The organism is Actinomadura coerulea (assembly GCF_014208105.1).
Lineage (GTDB): Bacteria > Actinomycetota > Actinomycetes > Streptosporangiales > Streptosporangiaceae > Spirillospora > Spirillospora coerulea.
In genome coordinates, this window is the sequence record NZ_JACHMQ010000001.1 from 6,912,315 (window position 1) to 6,926,669 (window position 14,355).

General features: G+C 68.3%; 13 protein-coding genes and 1 tRNA gene. 5 read left to right on the forward strand and 9 right to left on the reverse strand.

Annotation, left to right across the window (positions count from 1 at the left end; genetic code table 11):
* Positions 1 to 70: 70 nt before the first annotated feature.
* The 6 genes from BKA00_RS32090 to BKA00_RS32115 all read right to left on the reverse strand — a co-directional run bounded on the left by BKA00_RS32090 (position 71) and on the right by BKA00_RS32115 (position 6,811).
* Positions 71 to 904 (reverse strand): hypothetical protein, encoded by an 834-nt coding sequence (locus BKA00_RS32090; RefSeq protein ID WP_173397766.1) that lies wholly within the window; start codon positions 902 to 904, stop codon positions 71 to 73.
* A 181-nt stretch (positions 905 to 1,085) separates the two neighbouring features.
* Positions 1,086 to 1,745 carry a hypothetical protein gene (locus BKA00_RS32095; RefSeq protein ID WP_185031422.1) on the reverse strand — a complete coding sequence of 220 codons (660 nt, stop codon included), beginning with the start codon at positions 1,743 to 1,745 and terminating at the stop codon, positions 1,086 to 1,088.
* A gap of 319 nt (positions 1,746 to 2,064) precedes the next feature.
* Positions 2,065 to 3,768, reverse strand: a complete 1,704-nt coding sequence (locus BKA00_RS32100; RefSeq protein WP_185031424.1) for a CHAT domain-containing protein — start codon at positions 3,766 to 3,768, stop codon at positions 2,065 to 2,067.
* A 100-nt stretch (positions 3,769 to 3,868) separates the two neighbouring features.
* Positions 3,869 to 4,297: a hypothetical protein gene (locus BKA00_RS32105; RefSeq protein WP_173397769.1), complete on the reverse strand. Its 429-nt coding sequence runs from the start codon at positions 4,295 to 4,297 to the stop codon at positions 3,869 to 3,871.
* A gap of 1,110 nt (positions 4,298 to 5,407) precedes the next feature.
* Positions 5,408 to 5,480: transfer RNA gene (locus tag BKA00_RS32110), tRNA-Lys, on the reverse strand.
* A gap of 44 nt (positions 5,481 to 5,524) precedes the next feature.
* On the reverse strand, positions 5,525 to 6,811 hold the full coding sequence (locus BKA00_RS32115) for a cytochrome P450 (RefSeq protein ID WP_185031426.1): 1,287 nt from the start codon (positions 6,809 to 6,811) through the stop codon (positions 5,525 to 5,527).
* Between the two features lie 24 nt (positions 6,812 to 6,835).
* On the opposite strand from BKA00_RS32115, the gene BKA00_RS32120 reads away from it, so the two are divergent.
* Both BKA00_RS32120 and BKA00_RS32125 read left to right on the forward strand, forming a co-directional pair.
* A complete protein-coding gene (locus BKA00_RS32120) occupies positions 6,836 to 7,234 on the forward strand; it encodes a hotdog fold thioesterase (protein ID WP_185031428.1) in 399 nt (132 codons plus the stop codon).
* Between the two features lies 1 nt (position 7,235).
* Entirely contained in the window at positions 7,236 to 7,922 is a 687-nt protein-coding gene (locus BKA00_RS32125; protein WP_185031430.1) for a dienelactone hydrolase family protein, read from the forward strand.
* 63 nt (positions 7,923 to 7,985) lie between these two features.
* Here the strand turns inward: BKA00_RS32125 and BKA00_RS32130 are convergent, their stop codons facing one another.
* Positions 7,986 to 8,516 carry a C40 family peptidase gene (locus BKA00_RS32130; protein ID WP_230298819.1) on the reverse strand — a complete coding sequence of 177 codons (531 nt, stop codon included), beginning with the start codon at positions 8,514 to 8,516 and terminating at the stop codon, positions 7,986 to 7,988.
* 626 nt (positions 8,517 to 9,142) lie between these two features.
* Between BKA00_RS32130 and BKA00_RS32135 the strand changes: the two genes are divergently transcribed.
* Positions 9,143 to 10,555 carry a glycoside hydrolase family 1 protein gene (locus BKA00_RS32135; protein WP_185031432.1) on the forward strand — a complete coding sequence of 471 codons (1,413 nt, stop codon included), beginning with the start codon at positions 9,143 to 9,145 and terminating at the stop codon, positions 10,553 to 10,555.
* 42 nt (positions 10,556 to 10,597) lie between these two features.
* On the opposite strand, the gene BKA00_RS32140 is transcribed toward BKA00_RS32135, so the two are convergent.
* Positions 10,598 to 11,620: a DNA topoisomerase IB gene (locus BKA00_RS32140; protein WP_185031434.1), complete on the reverse strand. Its 1,023-nt coding sequence runs from the start codon at positions 11,618 to 11,620 to the stop codon at positions 10,598 to 10,600.
* A gap of 10 nt (positions 11,621 to 11,630) precedes the next feature.
* On the reverse strand, positions 11,631 to 12,428 hold the full coding sequence (locus tag BKA00_RS32145) for an SDR family oxidoreductase (protein ID WP_420829701.1): 798 nt from the start codon (positions 12,426 to 12,428) through the stop codon (positions 11,631 to 11,633).
* A 303-nt stretch (positions 12,429 to 12,731) separates the two neighbouring features.
* On the opposite strand from BKA00_RS32145, the gene BKA00_RS32150 reads away from it, so the two are divergent.
* On the forward strand, positions 12,732 to 13,505 hold the full coding sequence (locus BKA00_RS32150) for an SDR family oxidoreductase (RefSeq protein ID WP_185031438.1): 774 nt from the start codon (positions 12,732 to 12,734) through the stop codon (positions 13,503 to 13,505).
* An 8-nt stretch (positions 13,506 to 13,513) separates the two neighbouring features.
* Entirely contained in the window at positions 13,514 to 14,326 is an 813-nt protein-coding gene (locus BKA00_RS32155; protein ID WP_221493388.1) for a crotonase/enoyl-CoA hydratase family protein, read from the forward strand.
* Positions 14,327 to 14,355 lie beyond the last annotated feature (29 nt).

A 14,355-nucleotide genomic window follows, 5' to 3' on the forward strand; every position in this document is an offset into this window, starting at 1 on the left:
CCGTGAATTGATCATGATTTGGGGTTCTTGTATCAGTGGACAGAGCGTGGTTCATCAACCCGCATGGGGCCTAACAGCGGAAATAGAAGAAGAAGTCAGGGGAGGGAGCCCAAGGTGTTTGCCAGCCGGAGAGGGTCTGGTTGCCCGCGGTGGTGCGGGCGCGCTGGTAGGAGGCGATGCCGGGGTGGACACAGTGGGGGGAGGTCAGTCGGAACGGCCGCCCGCGGTCATCGATGGTCACGTGGTGTGTCGCTTGGCCATCGTGGTACTTCAGCTTCAGTTTGAAGGTCGCCGATGAGCGGCCATCGGCCAGACGCGCGCGGATGTCGACCCGCCACTTGTCTTGGGGCGGATCGTCGTCGAGCCGTACATCCTCCGCCGAAGGGCCGCCGTTCATTTGCAGGCGGGTGGCGCCCGCGAAGTAGGGACGTCCAAGCGGAGCCAGACGGTGGGCTCCGGTGGGACTATCGGAAGTTCCCATGGGCCTGTGCGGGGCCAGCCGGCGATATGGGACGGTGTACCTGCGTGCGACGGGATTGCTCTCGGCGAGGTCGAAGACAACATCGTTCTGGAAGTTCCGAACATCGGGGCCGTCGCCGTTGCTCATCGAATCGGCGACCTCATGCACCAACGTTCCGTTGAGCGCCGCCCTACGCACCAGCTCCACGAGCGCAATATCGGTGATGGTGATCTTCTTGCCAGGCAAGATCCTCAGATGCACGAAAACCCTCATTTGGCTCACCGGCGCCGCTCCGGCGTGGTCGCGGAGCTCTTGCCTGACCCGCGGTTCTTCGCTGTTGACTTCGGGAATCCTCGCGCCAGCCAGGTATTGCTCGTGCCGGGCCGACAGCCGTGCCCCAGCAGGCACCGCCAAGCCGTCCGTGCCGTCGGCGTAGGCGTCCACCCGTTCTACCCACAGCGGCGGCAGTGAAGTTGCTGACGGCTTCGATCCTGCTCCGGGAGGGGGAGAGTCCGGACCGTCGGTGAGTGCGCGGGCAGCGCCGCCGCCCGCACCAGCCACCGCCGTCACCGCAACCGCAGCCCAAACCCCACTGCGCCGAAATCCGGAGGGCAGCGCTAGTCGTCTACCTAGGAGTCCGCGCATTTCGGCGATGCCTCCGCTCGATCGATGTCCGCTCCATCAGTGAGGGTTTTTCCAACGGGCCTAGCAATGAATGAGAGCTTGGCTCCGGATCGCGCTGTGATGCTCTAGCACAGGTCAGGCGATCACGGCGAGACTTGCCAGGCCGTGCTGATTCGCTATCAGCCAATGTGCGGGGCGACTGCATCCAGTACGCATCGACCTCGTGGGCGGAAAAGGCGTGTTGGTTCATCTCGGCGACCACGTAGCCGAATTCGGCGAAGGCGAGCATGTGCATGCGCATCACGGGGCCATCCATGCGCTCGGCCTGTTCGCGGACCTCCGCGACCATCTTTTGCTCGTCGATCGGCACTGGCTCATCGGCGTCGGGATCGAAGGAGACAGGGGCATCTGGCCCAATCTCTCGGCCGAACTTGGCACGGAATTGCTGGGCCGCCTTCTCCACCACATCCTGGAAGTCGTCAACATCCGACACCGCTGGCGTCAGAGTCACTGACCCGTCGGGATTGGCGACATGATGTACATAGCGTGGGTCACCGCTGCGCTGGTTGACCAGCGCCGCATGACGCTCGAACCGTTCCGCGCGCTCCGCCAGCCGCTTGGTTCGGCGCCGTCGCATGGCGTCCTTCTTCCCGTTCGCCATGCCGCGGTCGACCTCCCGAAGCGTTCCCGCTGCCACTGCGCGTCGGCGCCCCCCGTGCGAAGTGTCCCACTGCTATCCCTCCCGGAGGACCCGAACCGCCGACTCCGCGCCGCCGCTCGTCACTAATCAGGGTTGACCGCCGCAGGGTGCTTAGCCTCGATTTCCCTGCGAGGACGCCCGTTCCGGGCTGAAATCGGTACAGGCGTGCCCCTGTGAGGGTGACTGTCTCGATGAAGTCGCAGGCCAGCAGCGCGTCGGCCTGGGAGCGCAGGAAGGCCGCCCAGCGCCGACACGCAGGATCCGAGGCCCGGCATGGCCATCAGGCACCGAAATGAGCGAACGGCGCCCATACGGTCGCTCGTTGACCCTCGGCGCACGCCTGCCCGATCGCCTGACCCAGGGCAACGGACGGTGGGTGGCTCCTTAGGTTGCGGTGCAGATCCATCATGAAGGTCACCATCGCGTCCGAGTCAGGTATCCGCCAGAGAGCACCGATCACCGATCGCGCGCCCATGGCCAGGAGAGCGGCCGGAAACCCGAGTTGCTCAGCGGCGAACTCGGTACCGATGTCCGCCAATTGGCAGGCGGACAGCACGACGGTTGCGCCGGGCCTGAGATCTTGGTTGAGCAACACCGAAAGTTCTAGCGGCCGGCCGAGCAATAGCGCCGACCGCAGGGGATCCTGCGGGTTCGGGTGACCATGGCAGGCGAGGTGGACAAGCCCGGCCTTTGCCAACTCGCCGACCAGATCGCCGTCCGTCCCAAGGTCCGGCGCGCCGAGCGCCGGATCCAGGAACTCGTACACGCCGCGCAGCCGATCCGATTCATCGCTTTCCCCTTCCGGTGCGGCGCCGCTCGGCCACCTCAGGATCCGCGGTCGCACTTCCAGCAGCGCCGCGACGTTCTGCGCCTCCCGTACCGTCACCGGGATCTCTTTGCTGCCGAACCAGGGATCTGCAGCGACGAAGACCTTGCCGTCATCAGGCCTGGGCCACATGGCGGCGAGCATGAGGCTGTCACCCGACGGCACGATCGTGAGATCCATAATGGCGCACACCGGCGTGTCGCCGATCAGCGCCGTGTAAAGTGGCAACAGGGCGCATTTGCCGAGCGGCACCAGTGCGACTTTCGTGCCCATCAAGTCGGGCCAGGCTTCGAGGACGGGCTGCCATACGGTCTCGGCCGCCTTCTGCAGGGCCTCCGTCACCGCCTCGTTCCTTACCCTGACCCGCTTTTCCCCTGACGACAGGACGTCGCGCACCGTTCGCGCCTGCGCATCGAGAGCATTTAGTGAGAGGCCAGGCAATTCGATGCTTTCACAGAGCTGACGACCGGTCTCGGGCGCCTCGAGCCGGATCGCGGCTCCCGCATCAGGCCCGGGCGTCAGGTAGATCACCGATCGCCGGGTGAAACTTGCCCCGTGGACGGCGTGCACCGGACCGGCCGCGGTGAGCACATAAGCCTCTGAGGACTGGGCGGCACCCGCTCGAAGGTCGTCCAGGAGCATGGCCTCGACCATCCGCCGGAGTTCGTGACGGGGAGCGGCGGCCGCATTCGCTGATCCCGCCAGAGCGGCCTGGGATGTGGCGGCCATGCCCTGCAAAGTCCGATAGATCCGCCGCAGTTCCTTCCGTGGATTCCTGCGCCCTATGATTGCCGATATCTCCCGGGCGCGTAAACGGTCACCGAACATCTGGTTGGTCAGAGACTCGGCGAGGATGCAGCCGGCCAGCGGCACCCCTGAGCGATGGGCCACATACCCGGCGGCATCGGCCATGGCCTGTATCGCGGGCCTCAATTCTTCGGGGAAGGGTCTTCCAGCAGCCTCGCATTGGAGATCGATGGCCCTCAATGCGCTGGAGAACCCCATTGCGGCGGCCGTCGCCACGATCCACTGACTGTGTGACGCTTCGATCATGAAGGAGAGCCGGGCGACGAAGAAGAGCGGGTGAGCAACGCTCGCGTCGCCCTGCATGAGGAGGCCATGAGCTTGCTTCAGCAGTTCCCATGCCTCGTTTTCCACAGAATCGATCCCGTTGGCCCGGGCACGATCTTCTATCTCTCTATAGGCCCGACCGATCTCAGGACCGGCAAATGGGGACATCTCGCCTCCCGGATAATGCTCAAGTGGTTCCGGAGGGATTGCCGTCAATGAGGGAGCCGATCACGTCGGTCAATGCTTCGACGTCCACTTCGGGCTTGCCGTCGGGACCCCGGGGACAATCGATCGATATCCGTACCGCGTCGACTCCGGCACCGCTTGTGAGCTCCAGTGAAAAATGATTCTCGTCCCCCTCGCTGCCTGGAGACTGGCGCTCGTCGACCCAGAAGGCCAACTTGCGGACGAACGAGCGAATCTGGTCCCGCGCAAGGTATACGCCGACCACGCTTGAGGCCACTCCCAGGCCGTCTCTTCCGGCTGCCCAAGCGATCTGGACCACCTGCACCCATTCGTCGGAGCCACGGTCGCTGATCTCGATCTCGTCGAATCCGTCCTGTTCGAGGAGAGTCCAGAGTCCGCTAGGCACCTGAACGTACATGTGATCGCGCATGCCGCGACGATAGCTAGGATGGCGGCCCTGATGTCTGAGAGCGCGAAGGTATCAGCTGGTCTGGCCATTCTTGGCCACCACCGCCTAGCCTCAATCCACCGATGGTGAATCGAGGGTTGATCTCTCGGCGGTTTCGGTAGGGGGTATCGAGTTGTCGGCGGCCGGCGGGCAGGGGTGATCGGCTGGTCTGCCCAGCTTTTCCACGTGTCAGGTTCTGGTCGGGCCCGCTCGGGCGGTGGATGACAGCAGGTCAGCGGCTGTCGGGCGGGGCGTGGACGGTGTCGAACAGGTGTGTCCAGGCCTGGGCCCAGTGATCAGCCGGGCGGTGACCTGCTCACTCTTCCCGCGGACGGTGAAGGCGGTGTAGGCCGGTATCTCGGCGACCCGTGCATCATAGATCAGCTCGCCGGTGTCGGGATCGGGCACGCCGGTGGGGTGGCGGATCTGCCTTGGCCCGGCCGCACCGCGGCCACGACCGGGCGGGCGATCGGAGTGCAGATCGTGGCCAGCAGCGGATGCAACGTGCGTACGCCTTTGAACCGTCCGATCTGGAACCCGCCCGACCCGCGATTGTCGTCGGTGTCTCGGACAGCCTTGAACAGCTGAGGCACGCAAGCCACGCAGGAGGTATGCGACATCGTACGGGTTATCGAGGACGGCGCACACCGCAGCATCGGAGGCTGGGCGGCAGTCGTATGAGTGATGCATGCCGTTTAGTCGGTGGACGAGAGTTTGTGCCACCCGGGCTTAGGTGGTGGCGTCCTCGCTGGAGGCGCGTCATCGCCAGAGTCATGTTTTGATCACGCTGTTCTTCAGGACCGACTTGGTGTGGGGTGCCCGATGGTGCCGCCCGCTCCGGCCCGCGAGCCTGCGGACTCACGCCGACGGCAGTGCCTTGCTGACTGCTCTGGTGGGTCTGAGCGCCGGTTCTGTGGGCGACATGACCGGCTTGAGCGGGTGACGAGTACCCGGTTTCGGAGCACTACCAGGGCGGATGTAGAGCCCGGATCGAGCCGCCGAGCAGCCATCGAGCAGCCACGGGGACGAACCGGGGCATGTCCGGCAGGGGACGAACCAGGCATCTTCTGCGTTTGCCCTGGTCGGGCTGGGTGGGTCGCGTGGGACTCGAACCCACAACCTACGGATTAAAAGTCCGGAGCTCTGCCAATTGAGCTAGCGACCCGTCTCGGCAAGCGTACCGAGATCGGCGGGGGGTTCGCGACGGGGTTAGGGGGTGGGGGTCAGGTGGACGGGGAGGTGCTTGAGGCCGTTCTGGAAGTTGGAGGCCAGGCGGACGGGGGCGCCGGTGAGGGTGGCGTCGTGGGGGAGGAGTTCGCGGAAGACAGCGCGCATCTGGGTGCGGGCGAGGTGGGCGCCCAGGCAGAAGTGGGGGCCGAAGCCGAAGCTGACGTGGTCGTTGGGGGTGCGGGCGACGTCGAAGCGGTCGGGGGAGGGGAAGACGGTCTCGTCGCGGTTGGCGGAGGCGTGGTAGACGACGACCTTGTCGCCGGCCGCGATGTTCTGGCCGCCGAGAGCGAGCGGCGTCGTGGCGGTGCGGCGGAAGTCCATGACCGGGGGCCAGTAGCGGAGCATCTCCTCGACCGCGGACGGCAGCAGGGACGGGTCGGCGCGGAGGCGGGCGAGTTCGGCGGGGTGTTCGAGGAGGGTGAGCAGGCCGCCCGGGATGCCGTTGCGGAGGGTCTCGTTCCCGGCGACGGCGAAGAGGAAGAACATGTTCTCGAACTCTTGGGTGGTGAGCCCGCCTTCGAGCATGCGGGACATGATGTCGCCGGACGGGCGGGAGCGCTTCTCGGCGGCGAGGGCGTGGGCGTAGGCGAACATGTCGGCCAGGGCCGTGTAGGAGCGCGGGTTGATGGGGCGGCCGTCGGGGCGGACCGTCTCGGACGGGCGGTGCTTCATCGCCTCGCGGGCCATGGGGCTCGTCGCGGCGGCGTCGGCGGTGGAGAGCCCGGCGTAGTCGGGGTCCTGGTAGCCGATGACGCGGGACGCCCAGTCGTAGAGGAGGCGGCGGTCGGAGTCGGGGACGCCCATGATGTGGGCCAGCGTCCAGACGGGGAGGTCCGCGGCGAGCTCGACGAAGTCGGTGTCCTCGCCGAGGGCGGAGGCCACGAGGGTGCGGGCGCGCTCGTTGATCGTGTCCTCCAGGGCGCGGACGGCGCGGGGGGTGAACGCGGCGGCGACGATGCGGCGCAGGCGGGAGTGGTCGGGCGGGTCCTGGTTCAGCATCATCGCGCGGACGAAGGCGAGGTCCTCGGGCGTGTCGGGGTCGCGGATCTGGGTGGCGCCGAGGTTGGAGGAGAACAGGTCCGGGGAGCGCAGGACGTGCTTGACGTCGGCGTGCCGGAAGACCGCCCAGTAGCCGGGGCCCGCCGGCCAGGGGCCGACGGCCGGTTCGTCCACCCAGGCGACGGGTGACGCGGCGCGGAGCTCGGCGAACGTCGCGTAGGGGACACCGGCGGCGTAGGTGGCGGGCAGGAAGATCTCCTCGTGCATGCCCTCAGAGTGCATCATGACGGGGTGACGTTGAAGCCTGAAGAGATCCTGCGTGACAACTTCGCGCCGTGGGTGCTCGACCTGGGCCTCGTGCCCGAGGAGGTCGGGGACGGGACGGCGGTGCTGAGGCTGCCCTGGTCCGACCGTCTCGCCAGGGAGGGCGGGGCGCTGTCGGGGCAGGCGCTGATGGCGGCGGCCGACACGGCGGTGGTGCTGGCGGTGTCGGGGGCCGAGGGGGCCTTCGTGCCGATGACGACGGTGCAGCTCAGCACGACGTTCCAGCGGCCCGTGGTGGGACAGGACGTGCTGGTGCGCGCGGAGCTGTCCAAGCTGGGCCGGACGCTGGCGTTCGCGGAGATCGACATGACCGCGGACGGGAGGACGGCCGCGCATGCCAGCGCGGTTTACGCCATCATCGGCTGACATGACGCGTACAGAGAAGGTCGTCGTCGCGGACGGCGAGTTCGACCTGCGGGTGTGGGGGACGCGCGGTCCCGGGGTCCTGCTCCTCCAGGAGATCTTCGGGGTCGGCGACTACATGGAGGCGGTCGCCGAGGACCTGGTCGCGCTGGGCTTCGTCGTGGCGGCGCCCGACATGTTCTGGCGGATCGAGCCGAACTGGTCGACCGCGCACAACGAGGAGGCCCTGCCCAAGGGGATGTCGATGGTCTCCCAGTTCGACTGGGAGAAGGGCGTAGAGGACGCTGTGGCGGCCCTAGGGGTTCTCAAGGGGCTGCCAGAGGTGGACAAGGTGGGCGTCCTGGGGTTCTGCTTCGGCGGGACGCTCGCCTACCTGGTGGCCGCCGAGGCTCAGGTCGATTCGCTCGTCTCGTACTACGGGTCCGGTGTGCCGGACATGCTGGACAAGCTCGACGCGATCCAGGCGCCCACGCAGTTCCACTTCGGCGGTGACGACGCGTACATCGCCCGGGAGGACGTCGCCAAGGTGGAGCGTGCGGTCGAGCAGAGGGACCACATGGAAATCCACGTCCAGGAGGACGGCGGGCACGCGTTCCACAACCGCAAGGCGCCGATGTTCTACCAGCCGGAGCCTGCCGCGCGCGCTTGGCGGCTCACTGAGGAGTTTCTGCGGCGGACCCTGCCGGTTTAGCCGCCGGGAGTGGCGAAGGCCCCGCGCCGGGCGGGCGGCGCGGGGCCTGGCGTGCGTCCGGGGTCAGATGCCCGGCCGGACGGCGCCGTGGAAGTTGCGCTTGTAGTAGCCGTTCAGCTTGATCTTCTTGACGCGCTTGCCGGAGCTCGGCGCGTGGATCATGTAGCCGTGGCCGGCGTAGATGCCCATGTGGCTCCTGCCGCCGTAGAAGAACAGCAGGTCGCCCTTGACGGCGCCCTTCCAGGAGACCTTCTTGTGGACCGCCTTGTAGATCTGCTGGGTGGTCCGGGGGAGCTTCACCCCGGCCTTGCGCCAGGATCCTCCGGCGAGCCCGGAGCAGTCCCAGGAACCGGGGCCCGTCCCGCCGTAGCGGTAGGGGTCGCCGATCTGCTTGGCCGCGTACTTCACGGCGTAGTCGGCGCGCTTCCTCTGCTTGGCGATCCGGGCCTGCTTGGCGGTGAGGGTCGTGGTGGTGACCGTCGAGGCCGGTGCCGCGGCGAGGGTCGCCCGCTGCGGCGCCGCGGCATGCACGGGCCCCGCCGCAAGGACGGACGCGCCGAGCGCGGCGGTCGTGGTGAGCACGAGCCCGCTCACGGTGAATCCGGCCTTCAGGGGGTTTCGAGGGGTATGCAGAATGTCTCCAGACCTCGCGGTTGATGCCTACCGGGCAGCCGTCACCCTCCGAAATTCCTGGAGGGTTCGAGATGCCGCGGCCGATTTCGCAGCGTCATTGAGGGGAGACGCAGAGAAATGGCGGCCGCTTCCGGTTCCGTGCCTCTCGTCTGCACGGATTCGGCGTCCGACGACGGCTTCCGGACGGGGTCCCTGGAGGGGACGACCTGGGGGTCCGCGCCGGCCTCCCGTGGAAGGCCGTGCGCGCCGCCGCCGCGCGTCGGGGTGCGTGTTCTGTTGTCCGGGCGGCTCGGGCGCCGCATGAACCGGGCAGGAAGCTAGCCAGCGCCCGGCCGGGCTGGCAAATCATCCGCCATTTCTCCACGGTGGCGGCGGTCCGTTTGAGACGCTGGTCCAGCGCCCTGCCAGCGGCGATCAACGACCCCTTTCGCCAATTGTGAAGTGAGTCACAAGCGGCCGAATGAGCATGATCAATTTATTGTTCTGTGATTCGCGGCACAGCCCGGGGCGGGGTGGCGGTTGCCGGATCCGGCCGTGTCCGGCCATTGACGGGGGCTCGCGCGACCCCTGTAGTGCGAAGGAGATTCATGTCCGTCTCCGGAGGGAGTCCCGTGTTCGGCAGGCCCCGCAGAGCACGCCCCGTCCACCTCCTCTCGGCCCTGGGCCTGGCGGCCGCCCTCGCGCTGACCTCCGCGTCCCCCGCCACCGCGGCCGCCCCGACCGCCACCGGAAAGGCCACCACCGGCAAACCCGCCACCGGCAAGTTCCCGCCGGGGTTCCTCTGGGGCGTCGCCACGTCCGGCTTCCAGAGCGAGGGCTCCTTTCCCGACAGCAACTGGACGAGGTACGCCGACCGCAAGGCCGGCGGTGCCACCGACCCGTACGGCAACTCCGTCGACTTCCGGCACCGCTATCCGAGCGACCTGAAACTCGCCCGAGGGCTCGGCGCGAACGTGTTCCGGACGTCCATCGAGTGGTCCCGCGTCGAGCCGCGTCGCGGTCACCGCGACCCCGAGGCGATCGCCTACTACGACGATCTCGTCCGCCGCGTCAAGGCGGCCGGGATGCGTCCGATGCTGACGCTCGACCACTGGGTGTACCCGGGCTGGGTCGCCGACCAGGGGGCCTGGGACAACCCCCGCACGCAGGACGACTGGCTGCGCAACGCCCGCTTCGTCGTGGACAGGTACAAGCGCCAGGGGGTCGTCTGGATCACGTTCAACGAGGCCAGCGCCTACATCTACAAGGAGCTGACGGCCCGTCCGATGGACCTCGGGCAGATGATGAAGATGCGCGACGCCCTGGTCAGGACGCACCGCGCCGCCTACGACATGATCCACGCGGTGGACCCGGGCGCCCCGGTGTCCAGCAACGTCGCCTACGGGTCACCTGTCAACGGCATCTTCGACGCGGCCCTGTTCAACGAGGTCACCGACAAGATCGACTTCATCGGCATCGACTACTACTACGGCGCCAACCTCCAGAACGGGACCGCGGCCTACGCGCTCATGGGCGAGTTCTGGAAGATCGACCCCGAGCCCGAGGGGCTGTACTACGTCCTCAGGAACTACCAGCGGCGACTGCCGAACCTGCCCGTCTACATCGTCGAGAACGGCATGGCCACGGACAACGGCAAGCCGCGCCAGGACGGCTACACGCGCTCGGACCATCTGCGCGACCACATCTACTGGATCCAGCGCGCGATGGCCGACGGCGTGAAGATGATGGGCTACAACTACTGGAGCCTCACCGACAACTACGAGTGGGGCAGCTACCGGCCGCGGTTCGGCCTCTACACGGTGGACGCGCTGACCGATCCGTCCCTGGCGCGCCGTCCGACCGATGCCGTCCCGACCTACCGGTCGATCATCGCGAACCGGGGCGTCCCCGCCGGATACGTGCCGGTGCGCAAGCCCGGCTGGTGCTCGATCGAGGACCCCGTCGCCACCTGCCTCGGCACGACGCCCACCCCGCCCGCCTCCTACCGCCGCGCGGCGTGAGGACGCGCGTCTCCGCCCTGCCGGCCCCTTGACCGGACGGACTCAGGAGGCCGCGCGGAGCAGGTCGAGGACGGCCTGCTCCGCCGGCCCCTGCGTCGCCAGCTCGCCCTCGGCGACGTCCACGCCGAGCCGCCCGAGGGCGGGCGCGATCGTCGTGCCCTCCTCGTACAGGTCGATGATGCGGGGGTCGATGTAGGACGCCCGCGCCACGGCCGGGGTGTTGCCGAGGTAGGACGCGACCTCCTTCACGACGCGGACGACCGCGCGGGTGCGGGCGGTCTCGCTGTCCCCGGCGCGCACCGACACCGCGAGCCCGACGGCCGCGAGGACGGTGGCGTGCCACGTCCGGAAGTCCTTGGCGGTGAAGTCGCCCTCGGTGACCTCGCGGATGAACTCGTTGATGTCGGACGTGGTGACGTCGTGCCAGCCGGTGGGCGTCCGGTAGGCGAGCAGTTCGGGCGAGTCGTCGCCGCGCCGCTTGAGCCCGCTCACCACCTTGCACACGTTCTCTTCCGCGACCGCCTGGTACCGGTCCTTCGAGCCCTTGGCGGGATAGTCGAACGTCACCCGGTCCCGCCCGCAGGTGACGTGCTCGCGCAGGACGGTCGCGAGCCCGAAGGTGCCGTTCTCGGCCGCGTACGCCTCCCCGCCGATCCGGAAGAACCCGAGGTCGATGAGGCGGACGGCCGCCGCGAGCACCCGCTCGCGCGTGTAGCGGCGTTCGGCCAGGTACTCGCCGAGCGTGTGGCGGACCTTGGGCAGCCGCTCGGCCAGTTCCAGGACGTGGTCGTGCTTCTCCCGGTCGCGCTGCTCCCGCCAGGCGTCGTGGTAGAGGTACTGGCGGCGCCCGGCGGCGTCCGTGCCGACGGCCTGGATGTGGCCGTCGGAGTCGGGGCAGATCCAGACGTCCTTCCACGCGGGAGGGATGACGAGGGCCTTGATCCGCGCCTTCTCCTCGGGGTCGGCCAGGGTCCGGCCGTCGAGCCCCAGGTACACGAACCCCTTGCCGCACTTCCGGCGTCCGAATCCGGGCTCGCTCAGATCGCTGCGTCGCAGCTCCGTCATCGGAACTCCCTCAGCCCGGGTGGATCTCACCGCCGGCGGGGACTAGGGTCTGCCCGGTGTAGTAGGACGACTGGCGGTCGGAGGCGAAGAAGACGTAGGACGGCGCGATCTCGTCGGGGTCGGCCGCGCGTCCCATCGGGGCCTGCTTTCCGAAGTCCTCGACCTTCTCCTCGTCGAACGTGGCGGGGATGAGCGGCGTCCAGACCGGGCCGGGCGCGACGCAGTTGACCCGGATCTCGCGGTCCATGAGGTTCTGGGCGAGGCACGTGGTCAGCGCCATCGCCGCCGCCTTGCTGGCCGAGTAGTCGATGAGCGTCTTGTTGCCGCGCAGCCCGTTGATGGACCCCGTGATGATCACGGATGACCCGGGGCCCAGGTGGTCGAGGGCCTCCTGAACGGTCCAGAACAGCGAGAACACGTTCACCTCGAACGTCCGCCGGAGCTGGGCGTCGTCGATCTCGCGCACGTCCTTCACCGGCGTCTGGGTGCCGTGGTGCAGGACGAGCAGGTCGAGCCCGCCGAGGTCGCGGACGGTGTGCCGGACCACCTCCCGGCAGTGCCGCTCCTCGGCCAGGTCGCCGCCGAACGTCACGCACCGCCGGCCGGCGGCCTCGACGAGGCCCGCGGTGTGCCGGGCGTCCTCGTCCTCCTCCAGGTAGGTGATCGCGACGTCCGCGCCCTCCTTGGCGAACGCGACGGCCGTCGCGCGGCCGATGCCGGAGTCGCCGCCGGTGACCAGTGCGCGCCGGCCGTCCAGCAGGCCGCTGCCGGTGTAGCCGCGCATCTCGTCGCGAGGTTCGGGCGTCATGTCCTTGGTTCGCCCGGGGTAGGACTGGCTCTGTGCGGGACGCTCGCTCATGGGGTTCGGGTGCCCTTGCCAGGGGGCAGCAAACGTTCTCTATTGTGACTCCCGAGTAACTTCGTCGCCCGGGCAAGACGTGGGTGCTGTGCAAGACGTGCATCCTGTCCAACACCGTGCGTCCTGTCCAACACCGTGCGTCCTGTCCAACACCGTGCGTCCGCGATCCGCAGGGGTGTGAGCAGAGCGCGCGGCGGCGTCTGGATAGCATCACCCCGAACCACATTCGGTCCCTCACGTAAGGTGTCGCTTATGGACCTGAACGGAGTTTCCGCCGTCGTATCCGGTGGCGCGAGCGGCCTCGGTGAGGCCACCGTCCGCGCGCTGGCCGCCGAAGGCGCCAAGGTGGTCATCGCCGACCTGAACGAGGACAAGGGCAAGGCCCTCGCCGACGAGATCGGCGGCGTCTTCGTCAAGACGGACGTGTCGAACGAGGAGCAGGTGCAGGCGGCGGTGCAGGCCGCCGTCGACTCCGGCTCCCCGCTGCGCGTCATCGTCAACAGCGCCGGCATCGGCTGGGCGTCGCGGACCGTGAACCGCGACGGCACCCCGCACGACCTGGCGTCCTACGAGACCGTCATCCGGATCAACCTGATCGGCACCTTCAACCTCATGCGGATCGGCGCCGCGGCCATCTCCAAGACCGAGCCCGCCGACGAGGACGGCCTGCGCGGCGTGGTGATCAACACCGCGTCCATCGCCGGCATCGAGGGGCAGACCGGGCAGCTCGCCTACTCCGCGTCCAAGGGCGGCATCATCGGCATGACGCTCCCCGCCGCGCGCGACCTCGCCGCGATCGGCGTCCGGGTCAACACGATCTGCCCCGGCATCATCGACACCCCGATCTACGGCGAGGGCGAGGCGGCCGAGGCGTTCAAGGCCAAGCTCGCCGCCCCCGTCCCGTTCCCGAAGCGGATGGGCAAGGCGTCGGAGTTCGCCCACCTGGTCAAGTCCCTGATCGAGAACGACTACATGAACGGCGAGACCATCCGCTTCGACGGCGGTATCCGCTTCCAGCCGAAGTGAGGCCCTGAATGACCGATGCTGTATCGCCCGAGGGGGGACGACCCCCCGCGCCCCCCGGCAACGACGCGGTGCTGACCGAAGAAGACGGCGCGGTCCTCATCATCACCATCAACCGCCCGGAGGCCCGCAACGCGGTCAACGGCGAGGTGGCGAAGGGGATCGCGGCGGCCCTCGACGAGCTCGACTCCCGCAAGGACCTGTCCATCGGCATCCTCACCGGCGCGGGCGGGACGTTCTGTGCCGGCATGGACCTCAAGGGCTTCCTGACGGGCGACAACCCGACCGTCGAGGGGCGCGGGTTCGCCGGCATCACCGAGCGCCCGTCGGCCAAGCCGCTGATCGCCGCCGTCGAGGGCTACGCCCTGGCCGGCGGCTGCGAGGTGGCGCTGTCCTGCGACATGATCGTCGCGGCGCGGGACGCCCAGTTCGGGCTGCCCGAGCCGAAGCGCGGACTGGTCGCGGCGGGCGGCGGGCTGCTGCGGCTGCCGCAGCGCATCCCGTTCCACATCGCCATGGAGATCGCCCTCACCGGCGACAAGTACCCAGCGGAGCGGATGGCCGAGCTCGGGTTCGTCAACCGGCTCGCCGAGCCGGGCGGCGCGCTCGCCGCGGCCAAGGAGCTGGCCCTGAAGGTCGCCGAGAACGCCCCGCTGGCGCTCGCGGCGACCAAGAAGGTCATCGTCGAGTCCGCGGACTGGACGTCCGACGAGGCGTGGAAGAAGCAGCAGGACATCACCCTGCCGGTCTTCATGTCCAAGGACGCCCAGGAGGGCCCGGCGGCCTTCGCCGAGAAGCGCAAGCCGAACTGGAAGGGCGAGTAGCCCCCGGTACGAGTGCCCTCCGGCAGGGC